Source organism: Chlamydia buteonis, from assembly GCF_900634605.1.
GTDB classification, from domain to species: domain Bacteria; phylum Chlamydiota; class Chlamydiia; order Chlamydiales; family Chlamydiaceae; genus Chlamydia; species Chlamydia buteonis.
Map to the genome: position 1 here is coordinate 405,577 of NZ_CAAAFM010000001.1, position 20,850 is coordinate 426,426.

The following is a 20,850-nucleotide window of genomic DNA, read 5'->3' on the forward strand; positions in this document are numbered from 1 at the left end:
AGTCCTCTCTTTACTTATATGGGCAAACGAATAGTTTCAGGGACATTGGCAAACTCGATTTTCCCTGTTGAAGATTTTGTATAATCTCGTAGCGTAGGTTGCACATGACGCGTATCTACAGGCTTATAGGTAATCTCTGGCTCCTCAGAGGAATATGAAGCTAATGTTGTTTTTAACCAGTGTTTGTCATCACGTTGGGGAAATTCTTCTTTATAGTGAGAACCTCGGAACTCATTTCGCAATAATGCTCCCTTAGTAATTGCTAATGCTAACTCTATCATAGGACCCATCTGACGTATAAAATGGAATGTCTTATTAGCAAACTGGGAAGAATCATGCACCGAAACTTTTTGGAGTCTTTCCCTAAACTCTTTTAGCTGTTCTATAGTGTCCTTTAGGTCTTTGTTATTACGCTTCACTGTGACATTTCGAACCATGACATTAGCAATCTCTTCATGCAATATAAAGATATTCTCTCCCCCACTTCTAGAAAGTAAAAGAGCATTCTCTTCTTTCTCGTGCTGGAGTGCGTCTGAAAAATCTGTAGAAGTTGTTCGACAAGAACCAAAAGCCGTAATAAAACGAGCTGCTTCTTCTCCAGCAACTAATCCAGCAAAGAGACAAGACAATAACGAATTTGCCCCTAAACGATTCGCCCCGTGATATTGAAAGTCCGATTCCCCGCAATTAAAGCATCCAGGAATATTAGTCATCTGACGATAACGACTGTCACGATCAGGATCATCAGCAGCGGGCCAATCTACCCAAGCACCACCCATAGAATAGTGTACAGCAGGGAAAATCCTCATAGGCACTTTATCAGGATCTTCTCCAGTAAACTTCCTATAGATATCGAGAACAACTTCTAACTTATGTCGTGTGGAAGCTGGCAAATGTGTAACATCTAAGAAAACTTCCATACGACCGTCTATTCCTAACCCTGCTTCACATACTTGTAAAATAGCACGAGCGCCGACATCTCTACTCACTAGATTCCCATAAGCAGGATACATGTCTTCTAAGAAATACCACGGCTTCCCTGTTTCTCCACAAGGACGCTGTGAGCCATCAGGGAAAGTAATAGTCTTCGAAGAATCTCCAGGGACCCAAACACGCCCCCCTTCTCCTCGCACAGACTCTGATATTAACCGCAATTTATCAATGCCAGGAATAGCTGTGGGATGAATTTGTATGAATTCTGGATTTGCATAGGTCATGCCCTGAAGGAACAAACGCCCATTTGCAGCTCCTGTACAAAATGTCGAATTCGTAGACATTTTGAAAATTACCCCAGGCCCTCCTGTAGCAAAAATCACGGCATCGCCTTTCAAAACTTCTAAACGGTTATTGAATAAATTCATCAACACAATACCACAGGCCCTGCCTTCACTATTGGTAATCAATCTTACAAATTCATGATTCTCGAATTTATTCACACGTCCCTGGCTCTCACGACGGCGCACCTGCTCATCTAAAGTATACATAAGCTGCTGCCCAGTAGAAGCCCCGCAAAATACTGTACGGTGGTATAGAGTGCCCCCAAATCTACGGACATCCAAATCACCGTTAGGTGTACGATTAAAAGGGCATCCAAAATTATCCAACATACGGATAATTCTAGGCGCAGCTAAACACATTTCCAAAACAGGTGGTTGATCTGCTAAGAAATCTCCTCCCTTTATTGTATCGTAAGCATGTATATAAGGAGAATCTTGCTCCTCATGCTTAAGATTAAGAGCAGCATTTATTCCTCCCTGAGCACATACAGAGTGAGATCTTTTTACTTTTGTCAATGACACTAGATCAACCACTATACCGAAATCCGCCAATTTCATGGCTGCTGACAACCCTGCTAAACCGCCGCCGACTACGATAACTTTACAACCTTGTGCTTCCATAATCTTATGCCATGCTATACAAATTCCAAATCACACTAATGCCCATGGTAGCGACTATGACCATGGCAAAATAACATACATTACGTAAAAGAGTTTGGGAACGTAAAGATATGACTACACCCCATCTTGAACAAAATGTCCAGAGACCGTTAAACCCGTGAAAAGCTGCAGAAATCACAAGAATAGTATAAAAAATTGCCATCCATAAGGATCCTAAAGAATCCCGAACAACATAAAGAAAAGCAGTCCCAACATTAGGAGTCAGGAGATACGCTTTTCTTTCTAATAATTGAGAAACCGCGCTGCCGTCAAGATCCTCTTTGTCCAAACGAATAGTTTCAAATTGAGGAGCTGAAAAATTTATAGTAAAAAATCCTTTAGTGCCACGAACTATTGCTGCATACCGAGAAACGTCAATATCTACAACATAGTATGTTTGCCCATGCAGTTCTACATGAATAGGATAACGAAGAAAACGAAACTGAACCACGTGAAAAATAAGACCGAAAAGTAAAATCCAAGCAGTTCTTCTCTGCCAAGTATAGGCAATATTTCTCGCATAAATTAAAGCGGGTCTGCTGCCATCAGAAGCTTTTGAATTAGTTTTCGCTTGAAAAAGATAGATGATACCTATGATAGCGTGACAAGTAAACGGTAGGGCTAAAAAAACAATTTCTATGATCTTAAGACCAGGGATCTGATGAAATTTGCCCACTAACTGAACAAAACCACTGCCTTCCTTAAAATAAGAAGAAGCAAGCATATTGGTAAACAAATGCTCACAAAGAAATAACGTAAACGCAACTCCTGCTAAAGAATGAACACAACGTAAAACAAAGCTAGTGTAGTACTTCCATGGTTTCTGAGCAGCTCCAGAACATGATTCCTTTTCATTCATCGTAAGCCTTTATTTCACAATTTCTTTTTTTAGCAACCATAGAAGCTTAAATAGAATTATGTGAAGTTATTTTTACTGACAAATCAGAGATAGACTAACCTTTTTTTCTTCCCTCCAAGAATCGCAAAACATTCCTTCGCGCTATATCCGCAAGATTCTGAGGATCCATACCATGAAGATGAGCAATAGTTTTTATCGTATGCGTTATATAAGCAGGTTCATTTCTCTTTCCCCGATGCGGAGTAGGAGCGAGAAAAGGAGCATCCGTTTCTATTAACAAATGCTCAAGAGGAATTTGAGCAACTACAGAACGGAGATCTTCAGCATTTTTAAATGAAACAATCCCACTAATGGAGATATACCATCCACGAGAAAGTAATTCTTCAGCATCATGTAGTGTACCTGTAAAACAGTGGAGCATACCGGGACAAGAGCGTTCATCATTATGATAATATAGATCTAGCATATGGAAAAAATCATCAAAAGCTCCACGACAGTGCACCACAAGAGGTAATTCGCAATCTAAAGCAAGGGATAAGTATTTCTTCAGCACTTCCTTTTGACGTTCTTTAGCAGGGCTATCTTCAGCAAAACAATAATCTAAACCTACCTCACCAATAGCCGCTAATTTCCCTGCCTGGGCAAAGCCTTGGAAATAGTGAAAATGTTCGTCTATGTCTGTATGAGCATCTTGAGGAGGAGTTCCAGCAACATGACAAAAACGCAAATCAGGGAAACGTGCGGCATAACGAAACGATTTATCAAGCTCGTCTATAGTTGTGGTTACATTAACAAGGAGAGATATCCCGGAATCTTGTGCACGATGGATCACATCATCAGCATCCTCAACAAAAGCCTCATCTGAAAGATGTAAGTGAGCATCTGCTAAATCCATAACTTCTTCTCCTTAAAATCTTGGTATTAGGAAATTCTTGATCATACATCTCCTCATGAAATATCTTCAAAAGAATCGGTTTCCCCAGAATCTTTTCTTAAAATTTAAAAACAAAAAAGGATGTATTTGAATCAATACACCCCAAACAGATTGTGTTATCTTGATATATTAATTTTTAGAAAACACCATATCTTCGAGAATGGATTGTGTTATCTTCTCGGGAAGCACTATGGGATCAGACTGATCCGCAGGATAGTAGACATAAGAAGGAACACTTGCACGACCTAAACGTGCTAGCTCCTCAGTAATCCCTGGATCCTTACGTGTCCAATCCGCCTCTAAAGTAACCACTCCATGTTCTTTAAACTTCTCTTGTACAACACTTGCATACAATACGGGCTTATTCATCTGACAAGTTAAACACCACTTAGCTGTAAAGTTCACAAACACCGCGTGTCCTTCCTTACGCAATTGAGCAAGTTTCGTAGCTGAAAATGGTTGCCAAACGTTATTCTCCTGAACAACTACAGTTTCTGTTGCTTCGGCAAAATGCTTTGAAGCGACAAAACTTAAAGATAGAGCTCCTGCAACAAATCCCAAAAATAATGTTGAAGCAATAACCCTGTCTTTCTTAGGAGAAACTGGCGTACCCCATTTCCCTAAAATCCAAGCACCTATACCTGCAAGCCATAATCCTGCAAGGAGGATGATTAACGCTGTAGTACTTGTTTCTGAACCAAAGATCCACGCTAACCAAGTTACCGTACCTAATAACATAAACCCAGTAAGCTGCTTAAATGTGCTCATCCAACTTCCAGGTTTAGGGAGAACGGAAAGCATCTTAGGAAAAATAGAAAATATAAGATATGGCAATGCCATTCCTAAGCCTATCGATGTAAATATCATTAATTGCTTCATGAACGATAAAGACATAACTAAACCTAGTATAGAACCTAAAAAAGGTCCTGTACATGGTGTAGTTACTAATGTTGCTAACACTCCATTAAATACAGCTCCTACAGCTTTATTTTTAGAGCCTCCAGACTCTGTGGATTGAAGTTTCCCTCCAAGGGAAGCAAACATCGTGCCCATTTCGAATAAGCCTAGAGAACTCAAGGCAAACAAGAAGAACACTATAACCAAGGTTGCGACAAACATAGGCTCTTGAAGCTGGAAGCCCCAACCAATGTTATGCCCTAACATTTTTAAAAGAGAAGCAACCCCTGCCAACCCCCAAAAACAGCCCACTACCCCTAAAGTGAAGCATAAGCCATTGATAATTACAGATGATCGGTTCTCCCCAGCAGATTTAATTAATCCGTAAACTTTAAGAGTTACTAAAGGCAAAACACAGGGCATAATATTAAGAAGAAGTCCCCCGAGGAACGCCATAGCAATAATCGTGACATAATTCCATAATGCAGGTGTTCCCGATTCCGACTCACTAATTTGACCACGGACTGCGAACGATTCCACCTCGCCACCAGCTTTATCTGTAAGCAATAAAATCCCTTGCAACTCCTGATTTTTCTGAACCCCTGAAAGGGTTTTTATCTTCAGCTTCCAAGCCGTTCCCGAAGCTTCATTAATCGCCTCTTCAGAATAAGCAAAAATCTTATCCGCCTTCTCTGAAATAAACCAAGCCTTCTCAGCGCGGTTTTTTTGTCCGGCAATGTTTAAAATGATCTCGCCATCTTGACTACGTCCCAAAGTAATTGTCTGATCTTTCAATAGACGAGGTTGTGTTTGTAAAGTTTGAGCAAACTCTGTAGTTCTTTCAGGATATAAGATAGCAGCGCCATCACGATAAGGTAGCGATAATTCTAGATCAACATTTCCCGGGACACAACTCTCTCCACAAGCCAACCATTCAACATGCGCTTTTAACACCACAGATTCTTGATCATCTACACTCTCAGGAGCACGGATACCTGCAACTATAAAAGCATGATCGTCATAACCAAAGAATGTCGCACCCTCCTCCTCAAAAACTTTGGGAGTTGGCCAATGTTCTTCTTCAACTATGAATCCCTTGGGCAAAATCCAATTAATTCTCAATGGACTACCCACTTCGCCGGGATTCTTCCAATAAATATGACTTCCTTGAGGAGCCGCTATCTTAATCCCCAATCTGAATATCGCACCTTTAGGAATGTGGGATCCCTCAGAAATTAGAGTAGCACCTGGTGAAGCCGTCTCTATAACGGGCTCTGCAGCACGCAGTTTCTGACCATACCCATTAAAGGCAGGTAAAGAAAATAGAAATGCTACCAATAGAGTTTGAAAATACTTTTTGATTTTATTCAAAATAACTCCAACTATTTCTAAATCAGGTAGGTAATTATACACTATTTATAATTTTGTTTTTACTAATGCTTTTGTAAATCTCTTTAACAAAACCTACTTGGCTCTATACCAGAATTTTGATAGGATCATCTTTTGTACGATCCCCTCATTATGTAAAGAATTTTATACTCTATGTTGCAATTCACCCATAATCCAATTATCCAGGCTTACACAGAAGCCGACCTTTTCGGTAAGGGGATATTCTTCAGTCTACTGATTCTTTCCGTTTGTACTTGGACAGTACTGCATCAAAAGCTTGCTATTCAAAAAAAATTTCTAAAATCAGGAAAATCTCTTAAAGACTTCTTGATAAAGAATCGTCATGCCCCCCTGTCCTTAGAAATTCACCCGGAGTTAAACCCTTTTGCTGACTTATATTTCACTATTAAACGGGGAACTCTAGAACTTCTTGATAAAAATCGTCAGCAGGCACCAGATCACGGCCCGGTATTATCAGTTGAGGATATACAATCCTTAGAGACCCTACTTGGAGCCGTTATGCCAAAATATCGTGCACTTATGCACGAAAATAACTTTATTCCTGCTACAACAATTAGTCTAGCGCCCTTTTTAGGACTTTTAGGAACAGTTTGGGGTATTTTAACAGCTTTTTCGCATATCAGTTCAGGAGAAACTGGAGGAGCAGCCATGATGGAAGGGCTTGCAACAGCTTTAGGAACTACAATTGTAGGATTGTTTGTGGCTATTCCCTCTTTAATAGGGTTTAATTATCTTAAAGCTCATTCTTCTCGGTTAATACTAGAAATAGAGCAGACAGCATATTTGCTGCTAAATTCTATAGAAGTCAAGTATCGTCAGACAAATTTATGAAACGTATTATCGTTGAAGATACTGAAGAAGATCCTAATGTTAATCTGACTCCATTGATTGACATTGTTTTTGTTATTTTAATGGCGTTTATGATAGCCATGCCTTTAATACGTATCGATTCTATAGCTTTAGCCCCTGGAACAAAAAATCATAAGGTTCTTGCAAAAGAAGATGCGCTGCCAACAACAATCAAGGTATTAGTAGATCATACGATCACTCTCAATGATCGAGCTCTTTCTTTAGAAGAACTAAAAACACAACTCACCCTTTTACATCAGCAATACCCAAATCAAGTGCCTTTGCTACTACAAGATGGCGATACACCTTTTAGATTATACCAAGAAGTAAAAACCACGATAGAATCAGCAGGATTTCACGAACTCCATATAGCTTTAAAAAGCTAATTATGAAAAAAGCCCTTCCTTATAGCCTTTTTGCAATCATTTTCCACGGAGCGTGTATAGCTCTCCTTACATGTTCTCCAGCAAACAAGCCATCTACTAAACTTGTACCATTTAAAGAAAAAATTGTTACTTTAAGCGAACCTTGTCCTAGTATAGCAACTCTAACAACTACGCTCCCTCAACCAACCCTAAAAGAACATACTGACAAACGCGACATTGAGCAATCTCCTCACAAACAGAACCTAAAACCACCTGTCGAAAAGAAAAAAACCGAGGATATTAAAAAAACTCGTGTCCCCAATAAACCTATAGAAAAGCCGAAACCAAAACCCAAGGGAGAAAATCAACCTACAGCAAGCAAAAGTATAGGGAAAGAAGCCAAACTTAAAGCAATTGCAGACCTGACAAAAACACTCTCAAAGCATCTCGATGAGAGTAATGTTCGGCTCGCCGATATTACTTTTCCTACAAATAAACAACTCTCAGTGCAAACAACTTTAGCAACAACACAAGATGAAGAATTATGCCAATTGCTCCGTGAGTACATGATTCTTCCTTTTTCTGGAGAAGTTAGATTAAAACTTGTATTAACGCCTCAAGGATTGATTCAGGAGTGTGTGTTATTATCCGAAATTAGCGAATCAGAAAAAGCACTCATTCTTATGCGCATCCACGCAATTCCCTTTAAAAAATTCTTAGACAAATACAAAATCTCGAAAAATATCGTTTTTCATATTAAACTGCTGAGTAATGAGTCTTAACATAGTAGGGGTTGTTGGAATGTTACGACGTATGTTAGTCAGTGCTTTCCTGATTTTTGGGATGATCTCCCTCTATGCTAAAGACTTAGAAGTCTCTGTGCGTTCGGAGATATCTCGTTTACCCATACATATAGAGTTAAAGATCAGCCCTAACGATGCGCCACAACAAAAATATTTACGCTCATTGTGTACCACCTTCATTAATGATTTAGCTCTTGGTGATCGTCTTCAGCCTTCTCTTGTTCAAACCGGAAACTCCTCAGCACCTTTTAATATAGCTATTGTTTCCCATTATCCAGAAATCACATTTACCATAGCCAGAGGCAGTCAAAATCATCACCCAGTGCACTCTCTCGTGCTTACAGAAGATAACATCTGTAACCGTCAGAAAATACATGAAGCTGCTGATAAGATTCATTATGCTCTTACAAGTGTTCCTGGAATCAGCTCGGGGAAAATTATTTTTTCTCTAAGTAAAAATCCTCAAGATTGTGAATTAAAACAAGGTGAGCTTTGGTCGGTAGATTATGATGGAGGAAATTTGCGTCCCCTTACACAAGAAAACTCCTTATCTATTACTCCAAATTGGATGAATATAGGGAGCAAGAATCCTTACCTGTATGTTTCCTATAAATTTGGCATTCCGAAGATTTTCATAGGCTCTTTAGAGAACACTACTGGGAAAAAGGTTCTTCATTTACAAGGGAATCAGTTTATGCCAGCTTTTTCTCCAAGGAAAAAGCTGTTAGCTTTTATTTCGGATTCGTATGGGAATCCTGATTTGTTTCTTCAGAGCTTTTCTCTATCAAAAGGAGCTATGGGGAAACCCCGTAGAGTACTTAATGAAACTTTTGGAACACAAGGCAACCCTTCTTTTAGTCCTGACGGCTCTAAGTTAGTTTTTGTTTCTAATAAAGATGGTAGACCACGTTTATACATCCTTCAAATAGACCCAGAAATTCAATCTCCCCGATTGTTAACGAAAAAATATAGAAATAGCAGTTGCCCTTCATGGTCTCCTGATGGTAAAAAAATAGCCTTTTGCTCTGTGATTAAGGGTGTTCGGCAGATTTGCCTATATGATCTGGCTACTGGGAAAGATTATCAACTAACAACAACCCCTGTAGACAAGGAAGGGCCTTCATGGGCCGTGGATAGTCAGCATCTTGTGTATAGTGCAGGGAATTCAGGAGAGTCAGAACTTTATTTATTAAGTCTGATTACCCAAAAAACTAAGAAAATTGTTATAGGATTAGGGGAAAAACGTTTTCCTTCTTGGGGAGGTTTCCCTGATAACCAATAAAGAGAATCTTATGAAAAAGAAATACCTAAGCGTTCTGAGTTGTTTACTACTTACTCTTTTCGCCTTACCTTCATGCTCTTATCCTTGTGGTGATTGGGATACTATTTGCGAAGATTGTCAGCATCCTAGAAGAAGAAAACAAAATTTCGCTTTTGTTCCTCTCTACACCGATGAAGAGATGAATCAACACTTTGCGGATACCTATGATTCCAAAGAAGAACAGTTGTATAAAACAAGCAGCCAGGCAGTTGCTTTCCGCAATATTACTTTCGCAACTGATAGCTACACCATCAAAGGTGAAGAAAACTTAGCTATTTTATCTAGTCTTGTTCGTCAAATGCAGAAATCTCCAAGAACAACACTTTATATAGAGGGTCATACTGATGAGCGTGGAGCTGCAGCTTATAACCTAGCCTTAGGAGCTCGCCGCGCCAATGCCGTTAAGCAACATTTGATTAAACAGGGAATTTCAGCAGACCGGCTATTCACCGTATCTTATGGAAAAGAACAGCCGATAAACTCTGGTCATAATGAACTTGCTTGGCAACAAAATCGTCGTACAGAATTTAAAATCCATGCACGTTAATTATAAACATTTCCTCTATTACGGATTCTGGTGCTGCTTAGGAGTTACTTTGCCTACACAAGCAGCGGGGAAACCTCCTGCCATACAAACTGTGCTTGCAGAGATAGAAGATGCTTCTGCAAAATTGTTATGCCACGAAGCAGAAATTCAAATGCTTACAGATCGCATAGATGAACAAGATAGCAAAATACAAAGACTTTCTTCTGCAAAACCAGAATCTCTCACAAAACAAATTCAACAATTAGAAATTGAATACAAAACCCTAGCCAAGACCGTTGCGGTACTGACAGCATCTGTAAAAGATATCCAATCTACATTACACAACAAACTCCAAGAAATACAAAAAGATCACAAGACTCTTTCTCAAGATATTCGTCTCTTACGACGTTCTCTTCTTGCTCTGGTTGATGGAACTTCTCCCGAAGCGTATACTGATCTTAGTGAAGAGATTCCTTCTCACATCCATATTGTAAAACCTGGAGAAACTTTAGGTAAAATTGCCGCGAAATATAAAGTTCCTGTAGCAGAATTAAAAAAACTTAATAAATTGAATTCTGATATTATTTACGCAAATCAAAAGCTTTGTTTACCAGAGAATAAGAAGTAATCATCTGTTTTTGCATAACTAATATCTACTTCTCACTATAGATAATAAACAAATTCTTTTGTAGGATCGGGAATAAAGTCCGTTTTATCTATAATTCAATGAAATTCACAATTGCTTTATTTGGTGAAGCAGAAAAAGGAAGCTACGACACCGCCTACTTATGTCGTAGTACAGCAGAGCTTTATGACCACTTAGGCAATGGATCTGCAACAACCAAATCAGGAATAGCCTTAGCGATACAAGCACTAATGTATAACTATAACGTGCTTTACTTCCGAGTAAAAGAAGAAGGGTATTGTATAGACAGCTATTTTTTTGGACTTCACTTCTTAAATACGCAAACTACTCTAAAAAATATCATCGCCATGGGCCTCCCTGGTGTTGGTGACCAACACATCATAGAAGCCTCTAAATCTCTCTGCCGAAAATATAATAGCTTTCTTTTATTTTTCGAACAAGATCTCTACGATTTGTTAACCTTTAATAAGATTTTCTAATCGATAGTTCCGAAATATTCTTTTAAACCTTCTTCATTAGGAGCCATAGCTCTCTGCCCTTGTTGCCAATTTGCAGGACATACTAATCCATGATTTTCAAAGAAAATCAAAGCATCTAACACTCGAAGCTCTTCATCTATAGAACGACCTAAAGGAAGGTCATTTACTACCATATGTCTGATTATACCCCCCTGATCAATCAAGAATGACCCTCGGAAAGATAACCCTGATTGGGAGTCTAAAACACTATAAAGCTTAGAAAGCTCATGAGTTGTATCGGAAACTAGAGGATAGGTGATACCTTTAACTCCACCAGCTTTTTTGTCGGTTTTTAACCAGCGCTGGTGTGTGTCGAGATCATCAACGGAACAGCCGATAACTTGAGCTCCGCGATTTTCAAACTCTTCTAAAGAATCTTGAAAAGCATGTAACTCTGTAGGGCAAACATAAGTAAAGTCCTTAGGATAAAAGAAAAGAATAACGTATTTACCACGATAATCTTGCAAAGAGATGTTCTTTACTTCGCCGTCAACGACTGCTTGCACAGAAAAATCTGGGGCAGCTTTCCCAATAAATAGCGATCCCAATTTACCACCCTATTTTTTAGATTATGCTTCGCACCAGAGAGGACTTGAACCTCTGACCACCTGGTTCGTAGCCAGGTACTCTATCCACTGAGCTACTGGTGCACAGCTCTTTCGATGAAAAGTGTAGTCAAGTTCGGCCAAATGATCAAGTCTTTCTCCTTTATCTTTGAAAAAAGATCGCTCTAAACATAAAAGATATCCTAATCAGGTGTTCTATAAAATTTATTTACATCTAGAGATCGTCCGGGTGAGAAGTTTCCGGAAATTGAGGATCTTGCAATTCCTTAGAAGAGTCCACGATAAAAAATGAACTAGTCAAAAGTAAGCAAGAAATAGAAATAGAATGCTTTAAAATATATTTAATCACTGTTAGTGGATCTAAAACCCCTGCTGAAATTAAATTTTCAAAGGTATCATGAACACAATTGTATCCAAAATAAGGATCAGCATGTTCTAAGACTGCCGCAACTACAGCATTTGGAACTTTCCCCGAATTTCTTGCCAAGATCCTCAGAGGAGCTTCTGCTGATTGCAACATACACTTACAGCCAAACATCACCCCAGCCGGTAATTGCTCTGGGATTTTTACAACAGATGCGGCACGAGCTAACGCTGTTCCACCTCCAGGAAGGCATCCTTCTTTAAAAGCTGCTTTTGTTGCTTTTAAAGCACTTTCTAAACAAATTCTCTTTTCTCTATATTCGTTTTCTGTAGTTGCCCCTAAATGTATTTGAGCAATTCCTCCAACAAACCTGGCTAAACGCTTTTCCAAATCTTCAGTATCCATTTCGGAACTACTATGAACAATTGCCCGGCGTAAATAATCTATACGCTGTTCTTTTTTTTCTTGATTTCCTTTTCCTCCTGATAAAAGCGTTGTATTTTGTGTAATGACGATCTTCCCAACGAAACCAAGAATGCCTGGACTCCATTCTTCCAAAGAAATTCCCAATAGATCCCCTACAACAGTTGCCCCTGTTAAAATAGCAATATCTTCGAGGATTTCCTTACGTTGATTACCGAAACCAGGAGCTTTTATAGCACATATGGGGAGCCCCCCCTTAAGCTTATTAACAATTAAAATCGAAAGAAGCTGGGGATCAAAATCTTCAGCAATGATAATTAAAGGATTCTTACTCGTCTGAAAAGTCTGATCTAAAAAATGAATAAATGCTTGATTTAAACAAGATAACGTCTGATTGCATAACAAGATGGAGACATTTTCATAAACCACTTCCATAGTCTCTGGATGGGTTATAAAATAAGGGGATAAATATCCAGCATTCAACCCCACATCAGCAGTTGCTTTTAGCGTCGTCTCTTTATTCGTCCCTTCTTTTATAGAGATAACACCTTCTATACCTACAGTTGCTATAGCATCAGATATAAGTCTTCCTATAAAGGCGTCGTTATTTGCAGATGTTGTAGCTATTTGTAATACGTCTTCTTTTGGATCCGCCTCAATTGCGAGCTTAGTAAGCTCCTTATCCAGCATGTCCCCAGCAAGATAAATTCCTTGTTTGATCTCTAAAGGATCTAACCCAACAGCGACGCCCTTCAATCCCGACGAAAATAATGCATCTATCAATACAATTGTGGTAGTAGATCCATCTCCTACCTGCATTTCTGTTTGCAGCGCAGCTTCTTTAGCAAGCTTCAAACCCGTATGTTCAAAAGCATCCGTCAAAGTCACTTCTTTAGCTATAGAAGCACCATGTTTCGTGACATAAGGAGGTACGCGATCTTTTTTGATGACAACACAAGACCCTTGTGGCCCTAAAGTTGTAATTACGGCTTTAGCTAAAGCACGCACTCCCCGATTTAACGCGCTAAGCCCTTCTAATCGATTCTTGAATATTTTAGACACGTTCTTTCTATGTCTCCCTAGATTCCAGGGATAAGGCGACCCTATAAGGTCGCTTATAGAAACAACAAAAATTCCTGTCAAACAGTGGAATCAAGAGAAAAAATTACTCTTCTTCACCATAATCAGCTATTAAGAAAGGCTTACGTATAATTTGGAACTGTGTTCTCCCCTCATTACACAACTTTTTTAACGGCCAAATAATATAGCGTTCTTTCTGGCAGATATGCAGAAATGTTTCTTCTCCTAAACAACGATATATAGAGTTTTTTCGCAAAGGAATTTTCTCTAAAGCGTTAAATGCATTCTCCACTTGTTTAGGATAAAGAGTTTTCAAAGTTCCTAAAATTGTACTTTGCGTTTCCATAGGAAGAAACTCTCCAGGTCTATCTAATACCAGCAAAACACCTGAGCAAAGCTCCATTTTATATTTGCCAAAAAAAGGTTCGTAACAAAAAGGATAAAATGTCACTCCCGGTAAGCGCGCTTCATTTAGTTTCTTAGCAACAAGATTCCCATCCATCCAAGGAGCACCAATCAACCGAAAAGGCAGGGTATAGCCTATACCAATACTGGATATAGACAAGGCTCCGATAATCCCTGTTGCTGCATAAAAAAATGTCGTTTGCGCATCAGGAATTTGTGGGCTAGTAGGAATCCAATTTAATCCTGTTTGCGAAAATGTCATAGAGCGCTTCCATCCCTGCATAGGAACTACCGACACTTCAGCATAGGGAGCGTATTTTGCTTTATAAAAAAGTGCTAATTCCCCAGGAGTCATTCCGTAACAATAGGGAATTTCAGGAGCATACTCCGATTGAGATATAGGCATAGGGCCATCTATTATCTTACCGCCCATAGGATTCGGGCGATCTAAAATGATTAGGTTTTTTTTATACTTTTGTGCCGCACGCACCAGATGGAGCAAGGAAGTAATGAAAGTATAAGAACGCACTCCGATATCCTGCACATCATATATTAAAACATCACTACCCTGCACAGCATGCTCAGGAACCTCTTTAACACCATATAATGAAACTATGCGTAATCCCTGAATCCTAGGAACTGTTCCAGGAGTTTCTGCCGGTGCAGTTCCATAATATCCATGTTCTAAAGTACAGAGAACATTCAAAGAGCATAGATCATGATGTTCTAGGAAAACAGATAGGGCATCTTTCCCCTCATGGTTAACAGCAGCATTATGAGATATTAATGTTATTTTCTTACCACGAATCCAAGAAAGATAAGGCTCATCATTAAAAATACGATCTAGTCCCACCGACACTTGAGAGAACCCTAAGCAAGGAAATAAACATAATAAAATTAAAAATGAGCGTATAAGTCTCATAAAACCTATCTGATTATAAAAATAACATTTTGATAGTTTGCATGTTGGTTAAGTACTGCTAGCAAAAAAGATAACTTTATGCAACCTTGCTAATAGTTGTGTAGGTGCGCCTATTTCGATTATTTTGTAATATAATCGCGAAAGGCACTACACTCGACAAAATTACTAATGTAATGCCACACGAGACAGAAACTGTTAGTTATTTGCTCTTTCCCTTTTGCTAAGGAGAAACCCATGAAGATAGTAATTGCTAGCTCCCACGGTTATAAAATACGAGAAACCAAGACTTTTTTAAAACTATTAGGAAGCTTTGACATTTTCTCATTAACAGATTTCCCTAACTACCACTCTCCTAAAGAAGTAGGTTGTCTTCCCGAAGAAAACGCTCTAGCAAAAGGTCTCCACGCAGCAAGGGAACTGAACTCTTGGGTAATTGCTGATGACACTATGCTCATGGTCCCTGCATTAAATGGGCGTCCTGGAAAGCTATCAGCTACTTTTGCCGGAGAAGATGCTTGTGATAAAGACCACAGAAAAAAACTTTTACAAGAAATGCAATCTTTAGAAAGCATCGTAGATCGTTCTGCCTATTTTGAATGTTGCATTGTGCTTGCTTCACCTGAAGGAAAATTCTTTAAGACTCGTGGGATTTGTGAAGGATATATTAGCCTTCAAGAAAAAGGTTCTTCTGGTTTTGGTTACGATTCTTTATTTTTAAAATATGACTATAAACAGACCTTCGCTGAACTTTCCGAAGATATAAAAAACCAAGTCTCTCATAGAGCTAAAGCTTTACAAAAGCTAGCCCCTTATTTACAAGACCTGTTAGAGAAACAGCTAGTCTCTAGGAATTAACATTTCCAATGAATGTTCTAAGCAGCCGCGAATTTCTCGCATCTCTGCAAGTATAGCTTCTGCTCTTAAAAAATCTGCTTCTAAACTTGCCGCTGCTGGCATGCCTTCTTTTCCTTGAAGTTTCTGCGTAGCTACAGGCATTTCTAAACTAACTGTAGATTTCGCTGTAAGTCGGTGGGTCTTGTTAAAAGAAACCGTTTGAATACCTTCATTCATGGGAGCTTCCAATTAATCATGGGCTTATTCAGCTTTTTAAGCAGGTAGTTAATTTTTGAAAAGTGCGAACAACCAAAAAAGCCACGATGTGCCGCTAAAGGGGAGGGATGCGCAGCTGCTAAAATCGCGTGTTTATGTGTGGAACGAAAAAGCAAATCACATTTCTTCCTGGCAGCATTTCCCCATAAAACAAAAATAATATGAGATCGATTTTCTATGAGTTTCGTAACAATTGCATCAGTAAACTGTTCCCATCCCTGACCCGCATGCGAGAAAGGAGAGCCGGCACGCACAGTCAATACAGTATTTAACAATAAGATCCCTTGATTAGCCCAGGACTGTAAACATCCCGTGGTATTTTTTACTCCCAAGTCTGCGTGTAATTCACTAAAGATATTCACAAGAGACGGGGGCAAGCGCACACCTTGAGGAACACTAAAACTTAATCCATGTGCCTGTCCTTCTCCAGGATAAGGATCTTGACCAAGAATAACAACACGCACAGAATCAAAAGGTGTGCTTTTTAATGCAGTAAAGATATTGTCTTTTGCAGGGTAGATGGTTTTCTGCGAATACTCTGACTCTAAAAATTCCCTAAGCTTATACATGTAGGGTTGAGACCATTCATTTTCAAGCTGCTCTTGCCAAGACAAAGGAAGCTGGTCTATAGTAAAGGCGTTTTGCATAAACCACCCACTTTTATTATTTGAAAATAAAAGTATATTAACCTTCTTAGATTATTTTAGCTTCAGGGATCCTGATTTTTTTCAGTCAGAAGCTATTAAATTAGGATACCACTATGCTTACTTCAGAATTAAACGAAGCACAAATCGCGGCAGTAACTTCACCACTAAGTCCAATTTTAGTTCTCGCTGGAGCCGGAGCCGGAAAAACTCGTGTGGTAACTTGCCGTATCCTTCATCTCATTAACGAAGGTATCGCCCCTAAAGAAATCCTTGCAGTAACTTTTACCAATAAAGCAGCTAAAGAACTTAAAGAACGCATTTTACATTTATGCCCTCAAGCTCATGGTTCCGATATTCCTATGGTATGCACATTCCACAGCTTAGGGGTATTTATTTTACGTAGGTCTATACAAGCATTAAATAGAGAAAATAATTTTATTATCTATGATCAAAGCGACACTGACAAATTGCTCAAACAATGTTTACAAAAATTTAATTTAAAAAAAACTCTAAGCAATTCCATCCAATATCACATATCGCAAGCAAAAAACCGTTTGCTTTCTCCTGAGGACCTGGATCCCGAAGAATATATAGATCCCGTGGTTTCTATTTATAAAGAATATCAGCAACGTTTACACGAAGCTAACGCTTTAGATTTTGATGATTTGTTATTTCTTACAGTAAGACTATTTCAGGAATTTCCTGAGGTCAGAAAAGAATACAGCGGATTATGGAAAGCTCTTCTAATTGACGAGTATCAAGATACTAACCACGCACAATATAAAATGGCTCAGACAATAGCTGGGGAACATCAAAATATATTTGCGGTGGGAGATCCCGACCAATCTATTTACTCTTGGCGTGGGGCAAATATTCATAATATTTTAAACTTTGAAAAAGATTATCCTCGAGCTCTTGTTCTTCGCTTAGAAGATAACTACCGGAGTTATGGAAATATTCTTAATGCTGCCAATGCTCTAATTCAAAACAACGCTTCACGCTTGAAGAAAGACCTACGCAGCGTAAAAGGCCCTGGAGAAAAAATCCGCGTATTCTTAGGAAAAACAGATAAAGAAGAAGCCGAATTTGTAGCTGATGAAATCAGCCGGCTGCATAGAAGATCCCAGATTCCCCTCAGCAATATCTGCATTTTTTATAGGACAAACTTCCAATCTAGAACTTTCGAAGATGCTTTATTACGTAGACGTATTCCCTATGAAATTCTTGGAGGTCTTTCATTTTATAAACGTAAGGAAATTCAAGACATCTTGGCTTTTTTAAGAATGTTCACTGCGAAATCAGACGTTGTTGCTTTTGATAGAACAGTCAATCTTCCTAAGAGAGGGCTAGGTCCTTCTACGATTTCCTCTTTAATTGAGTATGCTCTCAAAAATAACTTGCCGATTTTAGAAGCATGTAACAACGTTTTAAAAACTCAAGATGTGAAACTATCCAAGAAACAACAAGAAGGCCTGAGGGAGTATCTAAGTATTTTTCAACAACTCGAACATGCTTATGAAACCCTTCCTCTTAATGAGTTTGTGGTCGCCACAATACGCATCACCGGATATTTTCAAGTATTAAAGGAAGATCCTGATACTTTCGAAGATCGTAAAAGCAATCTTGACGAACTCGCTTCAAAAACTTTCGAATGGGAACAGCAAAATACAGAAGGAACCTTAGAAAATTTCCTAGATGATCTTGCTTTAAAAAGTTCTACAGATGACACGGAACTGATTGCAGATCGTGTAAATCTCATGACAATTCACAATGGTAAGGGTTTAGAATTCCGCATAGCTTTTGTTGTAGGATTAGAAGAGAACCTCTTCCCTCATGCAAACTCTAAGGGTAGTTATGAAAATCTTGAAGAAGAACGACGCCTATGTTACGTAGGAATCACTAGAGCCCAAGATCTCCTTTACTTAACAGCAGCACAAACTCGTTTTCTTTGGGGCACAGTGCGTGTCATGAAACCGAGTCGTTTTCTTAAGGAAATCCCTAGAGATTACTTGATTCAAGTACATTAGGTATGTTTCAACACCATCAAAAGCTTTCTCTTAACTACCTTCCCTCGCTGCGCATGCAGCAGGGATTGCAAATGTTACAATCTCCGATTACAGAACTTTCCTCCTATATACTTCAACAAATCATTCATAATCCATTTTTTGATCTCTCTTCTCTAGAAGAGGAAGAGTGGTCAACATGTTCTTCTCTTCCTTCCGTGGATGCTTCATATTCTCGTCCTGAATCTTTATTTTCCCATCTTCTCACACAGGTTCAACAAACTTTTGATCGTTCTGAAGATCTGCTTATTGCTCAACACATTATAGGAAATCTCTCAGATCAAGGTTTGTTTCTTTCTTCTCCCGAAGAACTCTCGCTACAACTTGAAGTTTCTCTAGAGACTATTTATAAAGTATGGAAAACGATCCAACATTTCCATCCTCTGGGCATTGCTTCTCCATCTCTACAAGATTATTGGCTCTTACATTTAGAAGGCTCCCCACACTATCTTGCTTACAAGATTATCAAAGAGCACTACTCTCTTTTGATTAACTGTGACTTCCTCCGTATAGCAAAGAAATGTCACTGCTCCCCTTCAGACTTAAGACATGCTCTTAAAAATGCATTAACTACAGTCCCGTGGTGCCCTGCCAAAGGGTATGCTTCCTCCTCCAATATACAACCCGCGCTTCCTGACGTCTATGTCACTAAAAAAGATCGGGTTTGGGAGATTCAAATCAGTTCCAAAGGACTACCTCCTATAAAACTTAATAGCGAAGTATTTCATATTTATGAACAGCTACCTAGAGAGGAAAAAAAGACCCTCACACAGCAAATTCTTTCTGCTAAATGGCTGATTAAAAACTTAAGAAAACGAGAACAAACATTGTTTTCTATTATTGAAAAAATCCTGCCTCATCAAGAAAACTTTCTCCTGGGCAAAACATCATGCCCTAAACCATTGTCTGTAAAAAATTTATCGAAAGAATTGCCCTATCATGAATCTACGATATTTCGTGCTATAGAAAATAAAACATTGGCAGGCCCTATTGGCATCATACCTCTGAAACACCTCTTCCCTCGTACTGCAAGTACTAGTGATTCTCAATCCAAAGAAACTATATTACAATGGATTCATCAATGGGTAGCCTCTGAAACAACACCTTTGTCTGACGCTGATATTAGCAAACGCATCTCACAACAGGGCATCCAATGTGCCCGTCGTACGGTAGCTAAATACCGAACACAATTAAAAATTCTCCCTGCTTATAAAAGAAAAACTCATTCGCAAATGTAAAGCGGTTTTACATTTTAGCAATTAGGTAAAGTACGCTATATAGATTTGCTGCCAGCGAACATTTTCTAATTTCTGTTCTCTAGCATATTTTTCAAGAACCGGAATAGGTTGTGTTGCAAACATACGAATCTCAGCATCTGTAAGTCTTAGCATTACCCATAAAGGAGGAATCCCCAGCATTTTACGGATTTTCTTCATAGCACGACGAAAATAGCTCTGTATGATCAATAATCTTGTCCCGAAATACACAGGTGTAGCAAGAATACAGGCAAGACCTACTAAAGGAGACCATAAAGCTAACCCTAGCCCAGAAAGAACAAAGAAAAATAAGCAGTAGTGCTCTCCTGGAGAACGAAATAATGGTCCTAAAAAGCGCCTCCAAACTTTTGGTGAGGTTTGATAAGCTAAAACCTCTTCAAACATAGGTTCATAAAACTTCATACGTGCAGCGTGTACGGCTTCATGAGAAAGAATTTCTTCTTTAGAATACATATAAAACCAACGCGCGGCTTTACGTAGATGTTTGCGTAGCTGTATGGTTACATAGTTGTTGGTTATCCATGTGCACCCAGCCTCCCAAACATCCATCCCTTCATTAGAATATATAACTTCTAAATGTGTAGGATTAATATCAAAAATCTCTTGTAATCTCGGAGGGAATGCGGTGGGATAATCAGGAGCATTATCAATAATATCTTGAGCACGATATAAAAAAGGTGCTTTTAATTCTTCAGGCCCAGCTAATATTCCTTGTTTGTTCAAATCCAGGAGATCATCCTCCAAAGTTTTTGGAGGAATTAAAAACTCAAACTTTTCCACGTTTTAGTTCCATATTTCTAAGATACTAGTGCTATCAGAATTTCTTCTTATCCATTGTTAAAATCAAAAACTTTAACAAATCAACAGTAAGCATTTTTTGAGTAAATATTCTCGTTAGATGTAAGATTTGCTTCTTATCGTTTCAACT

At 38.8% G+C, this 20,850-nt stretch carries 20 protein-coding genes and 1 tRNA gene; 10 read left to right on the top strand and 11 right to left on the bottom strand.

What is annotated here, in order from left to right; genetic code table 11:
• Positions 1 to 14: 14 nt before the first annotated feature.
• From sdhA to E1N70_RS01765, 4 genes are all read right to left on the bottom strand, one after another.
• Positions 15 to 1,898: a succinate dehydrogenase flavoprotein subunit gene (sdhA, locus tag E1N70_RS01750; protein ID WP_131743856.1), complete on the bottom strand. Its 1,884-nt coding sequence runs from the start codon at positions 1,896 to 1,898 to the stop codon at positions 15 to 17.
• A 4-nt stretch (positions 1,899 to 1,902) separates the two neighbouring features.
• Positions 1,903 to 2,796: a succinate dehydrogenase cytochrome b558 subunit gene (locus E1N70_RS01755; protein WP_131743857.1), complete on the bottom strand. Its 894-nt coding sequence runs from the start codon at positions 2,794 to 2,796 to the stop codon at positions 1,903 to 1,905.
• 94 nt (positions 2,797 to 2,890) lie between these two features.
• Positions 2,891 to 3,691, bottom strand: coding sequence for a TatD family hydrolase (locus E1N70_RS01760; RefSeq protein ID WP_131743858.1), 801 nt, complete (start codon positions 3,689 to 3,691; stop codon positions 2,891 to 2,893).
• Between the two features lie 168 nt (positions 3,692 to 3,859).
• Positions 3,860 to 5,998 carry a protein-disulfide reductase DsbD family protein gene (locus E1N70_RS01765; protein ID WP_131743859.1) on the bottom strand — a complete coding sequence of 713 codons (2,139 nt, stop codon included), beginning with the start codon at positions 5,996 to 5,998 and terminating at the stop codon, positions 3,860 to 3,862.
• 171 nt (positions 5,999 to 6,169) lie between these two features.
• Between E1N70_RS01765 and E1N70_RS01770 the strand changes: the two genes are divergently transcribed.
• The 7 genes from E1N70_RS01770 (at position 6,170) to E1N70_RS01800 (ending at position 11,026) form a co-directional block, all read left to right on the top strand.
• Positions 6,170 to 6,868, top strand: coding sequence for a MotA/TolQ/ExbB proton channel family protein (locus tag E1N70_RS01770; protein WP_131743860.1), 699 nt, complete (start codon positions 6,170 to 6,172; stop codon positions 6,866 to 6,868).
• A complete protein-coding gene (locus E1N70_RS01775; RefSeq protein WP_131743861.1) occupies positions 6,865 to 7,272 on the top strand; it encodes an ExbD/TolR family protein in 408 nt (135 codons plus the stop codon). The genes E1N70_RS01770 and E1N70_RS01775 overlap by 4 nt, the downstream gene beginning before the upstream one ends.
• A 2-nt stretch (positions 7,273 to 7,274) precedes the next feature.
• Positions 7,275 to 8,033, top strand: a complete 759-nt coding sequence (locus tag E1N70_RS01780; protein ID WP_131743862.1) for an inclusion-associated protein — start codon at positions 7,275 to 7,277, stop codon at positions 8,031 to 8,033.
• 19 nt (positions 8,034 to 8,052) lie between these two features.
• Positions 8,053 to 9,336, top strand: coding sequence for a Tol-Pal system protein TolB (gene tolB, locus E1N70_RS01785; protein WP_131743863.1), 1,284 nt, complete (start codon positions 8,053 to 8,055; stop codon positions 9,334 to 9,336).
• Between the two features lie 10 nt (positions 9,337 to 9,346).
• Positions 9,347 to 9,922 carry an OmpA family protein gene (locus E1N70_RS01790; protein ID WP_131743864.1) on the top strand — a complete coding sequence of 192 codons (576 nt, stop codon included), beginning with the start codon at positions 9,347 to 9,349 and terminating at the stop codon, positions 9,920 to 9,922.
• The gene (locus E1N70_RS01795) at positions 9,912 to 10,529 is read left to right on the top strand and encodes a LysM peptidoglycan-binding domain-containing protein (protein WP_131743865.1); all 618 of its coding nucleotides are present in this window, start codon (positions 9,912 to 9,914) and stop codon (positions 10,527 to 10,529) included. The genes E1N70_RS01790 and E1N70_RS01795 overlap by 11 nt, the downstream gene beginning before the upstream one ends.
• A 98-nt stretch (positions 10,530 to 10,627) precedes the next feature.
• A complete protein-coding gene (locus E1N70_RS01800) occupies positions 10,628 to 11,026 on the top strand; it encodes a hypothetical protein (RefSeq protein ID WP_131743866.1) in 399 nt (132 codons plus the stop codon).
• Here the strand turns inward: E1N70_RS01800 and E1N70_RS01805 are convergent.
• The 4 genes from E1N70_RS01805 to E1N70_RS01820 form a co-directional block, all read right to left on the bottom strand.
• The gene (locus E1N70_RS01805; protein WP_131743867.1) at positions 11,023 to 11,613 is read right to left on the bottom strand and encodes a peroxiredoxin; all 591 of its coding nucleotides are present in this window, start codon (positions 11,611 to 11,613) and stop codon (positions 11,023 to 11,025) included. The two genes, E1N70_RS01800 and E1N70_RS01805, sit on opposite strands and share 4 nt — an antisense overlap.
• A 29-nt stretch (positions 11,614 to 11,642) precedes the next feature.
• Positions 11,643 to 11,715, bottom strand: a tRNA-Arg gene (locus tag E1N70_RS01810).
• Between the two features lie 130 nt (positions 11,716 to 11,845).
• Positions 11,846 to 13,480 carry a molecular chaperone GroEL gene (groEL, locus tag E1N70_RS01815; protein ID WP_131743868.1) on the bottom strand — a complete coding sequence of 545 codons (1,635 nt, stop codon included), beginning with the start codon at positions 13,478 to 13,480 and terminating at the stop codon, positions 11,846 to 11,848.
• A gap of 103 nt (positions 13,481 to 13,583) precedes the next feature.
• A complete protein-coding gene (locus E1N70_RS01820; protein WP_131743869.1) occupies positions 13,584 to 14,825 on the bottom strand; it encodes a DUF1343 domain-containing protein in 1,242 nt (413 codons plus the stop codon).
• A gap of 234 nt (positions 14,826 to 15,059) precedes the next feature.
• Here E1N70_RS01820 and rdgB point away from each other — a divergent pair, with 234 nt between their 5' ends.
• Positions 15,060 to 15,680 carry an RdgB/HAM1 family non-canonical purine NTP pyrophosphatase gene (gene rdgB / locus E1N70_RS01825; protein WP_131743870.1) on the top strand — a complete coding sequence of 207 codons (621 nt, stop codon included), beginning with the start codon at positions 15,060 to 15,062 and terminating at the stop codon, positions 15,678 to 15,680.
• On the opposite strand, the gene E1N70_RS01830 is transcribed toward rdgB, so the two are convergent.
• Both E1N70_RS01830 and ung read right to left on the bottom strand, forming a co-directional pair.
• Positions 15,663 to 15,896 (bottom strand): hypothetical protein, encoded by a 234-nt coding sequence (locus E1N70_RS01830; protein ID WP_006343644.1) that lies wholly within the window; start codon positions 15,894 to 15,896, stop codon positions 15,663 to 15,665. The genes rdgB and E1N70_RS01830 overlap by 18 nt on opposite strands.
• Positions 15,893 to 16,582: a uracil-DNA glycosylase gene (ung, locus tag E1N70_RS01835; protein ID WP_131743871.1), complete on the bottom strand. Its 690-nt coding sequence runs from the start codon at positions 16,580 to 16,582 to the stop codon at positions 15,893 to 15,895. The genes E1N70_RS01830 and ung overlap by 4 nt, the downstream gene beginning before the upstream one ends.
• A 113-nt stretch (positions 16,583 to 16,695) precedes the next feature.
• On the opposite strand from ung, the gene E1N70_RS01840 reads away from it, so the two are divergent.
• Positions 16,696 to 18,609 (top strand): ATP-dependent helicase, encoded by a 1,914-nt coding sequence (locus E1N70_RS01840; RefSeq protein WP_131743872.1) that lies wholly within the window; start codon positions 16,696 to 16,698, stop codon positions 18,607 to 18,609.
• Positions 18,610 to 18,611: 2 nt separating this feature from the next.
• Positions 18,612 to 19,883: an RNA polymerase factor sigma-54 gene (gene rpoN / locus E1N70_RS01845; RefSeq protein WP_131743873.1), complete on the top strand. Its 1,272-nt coding sequence runs from the start codon at positions 18,612 to 18,614 to the stop codon at positions 19,881 to 19,883.
• 21 nt (positions 19,884 to 19,904) lie between these two features.
• On the opposite strand, the gene E1N70_RS01850 is transcribed toward rpoN, so the two are convergent.
• Entirely contained in the window at positions 19,905 to 20,702 is a 798-nt protein-coding gene (locus E1N70_RS01850; RefSeq protein ID WP_131743874.1) for a hypothetical protein, read from the bottom strand.
• Between the last annotated feature and the right edge of the window lie 148 nt (positions 20,703 to 20,850).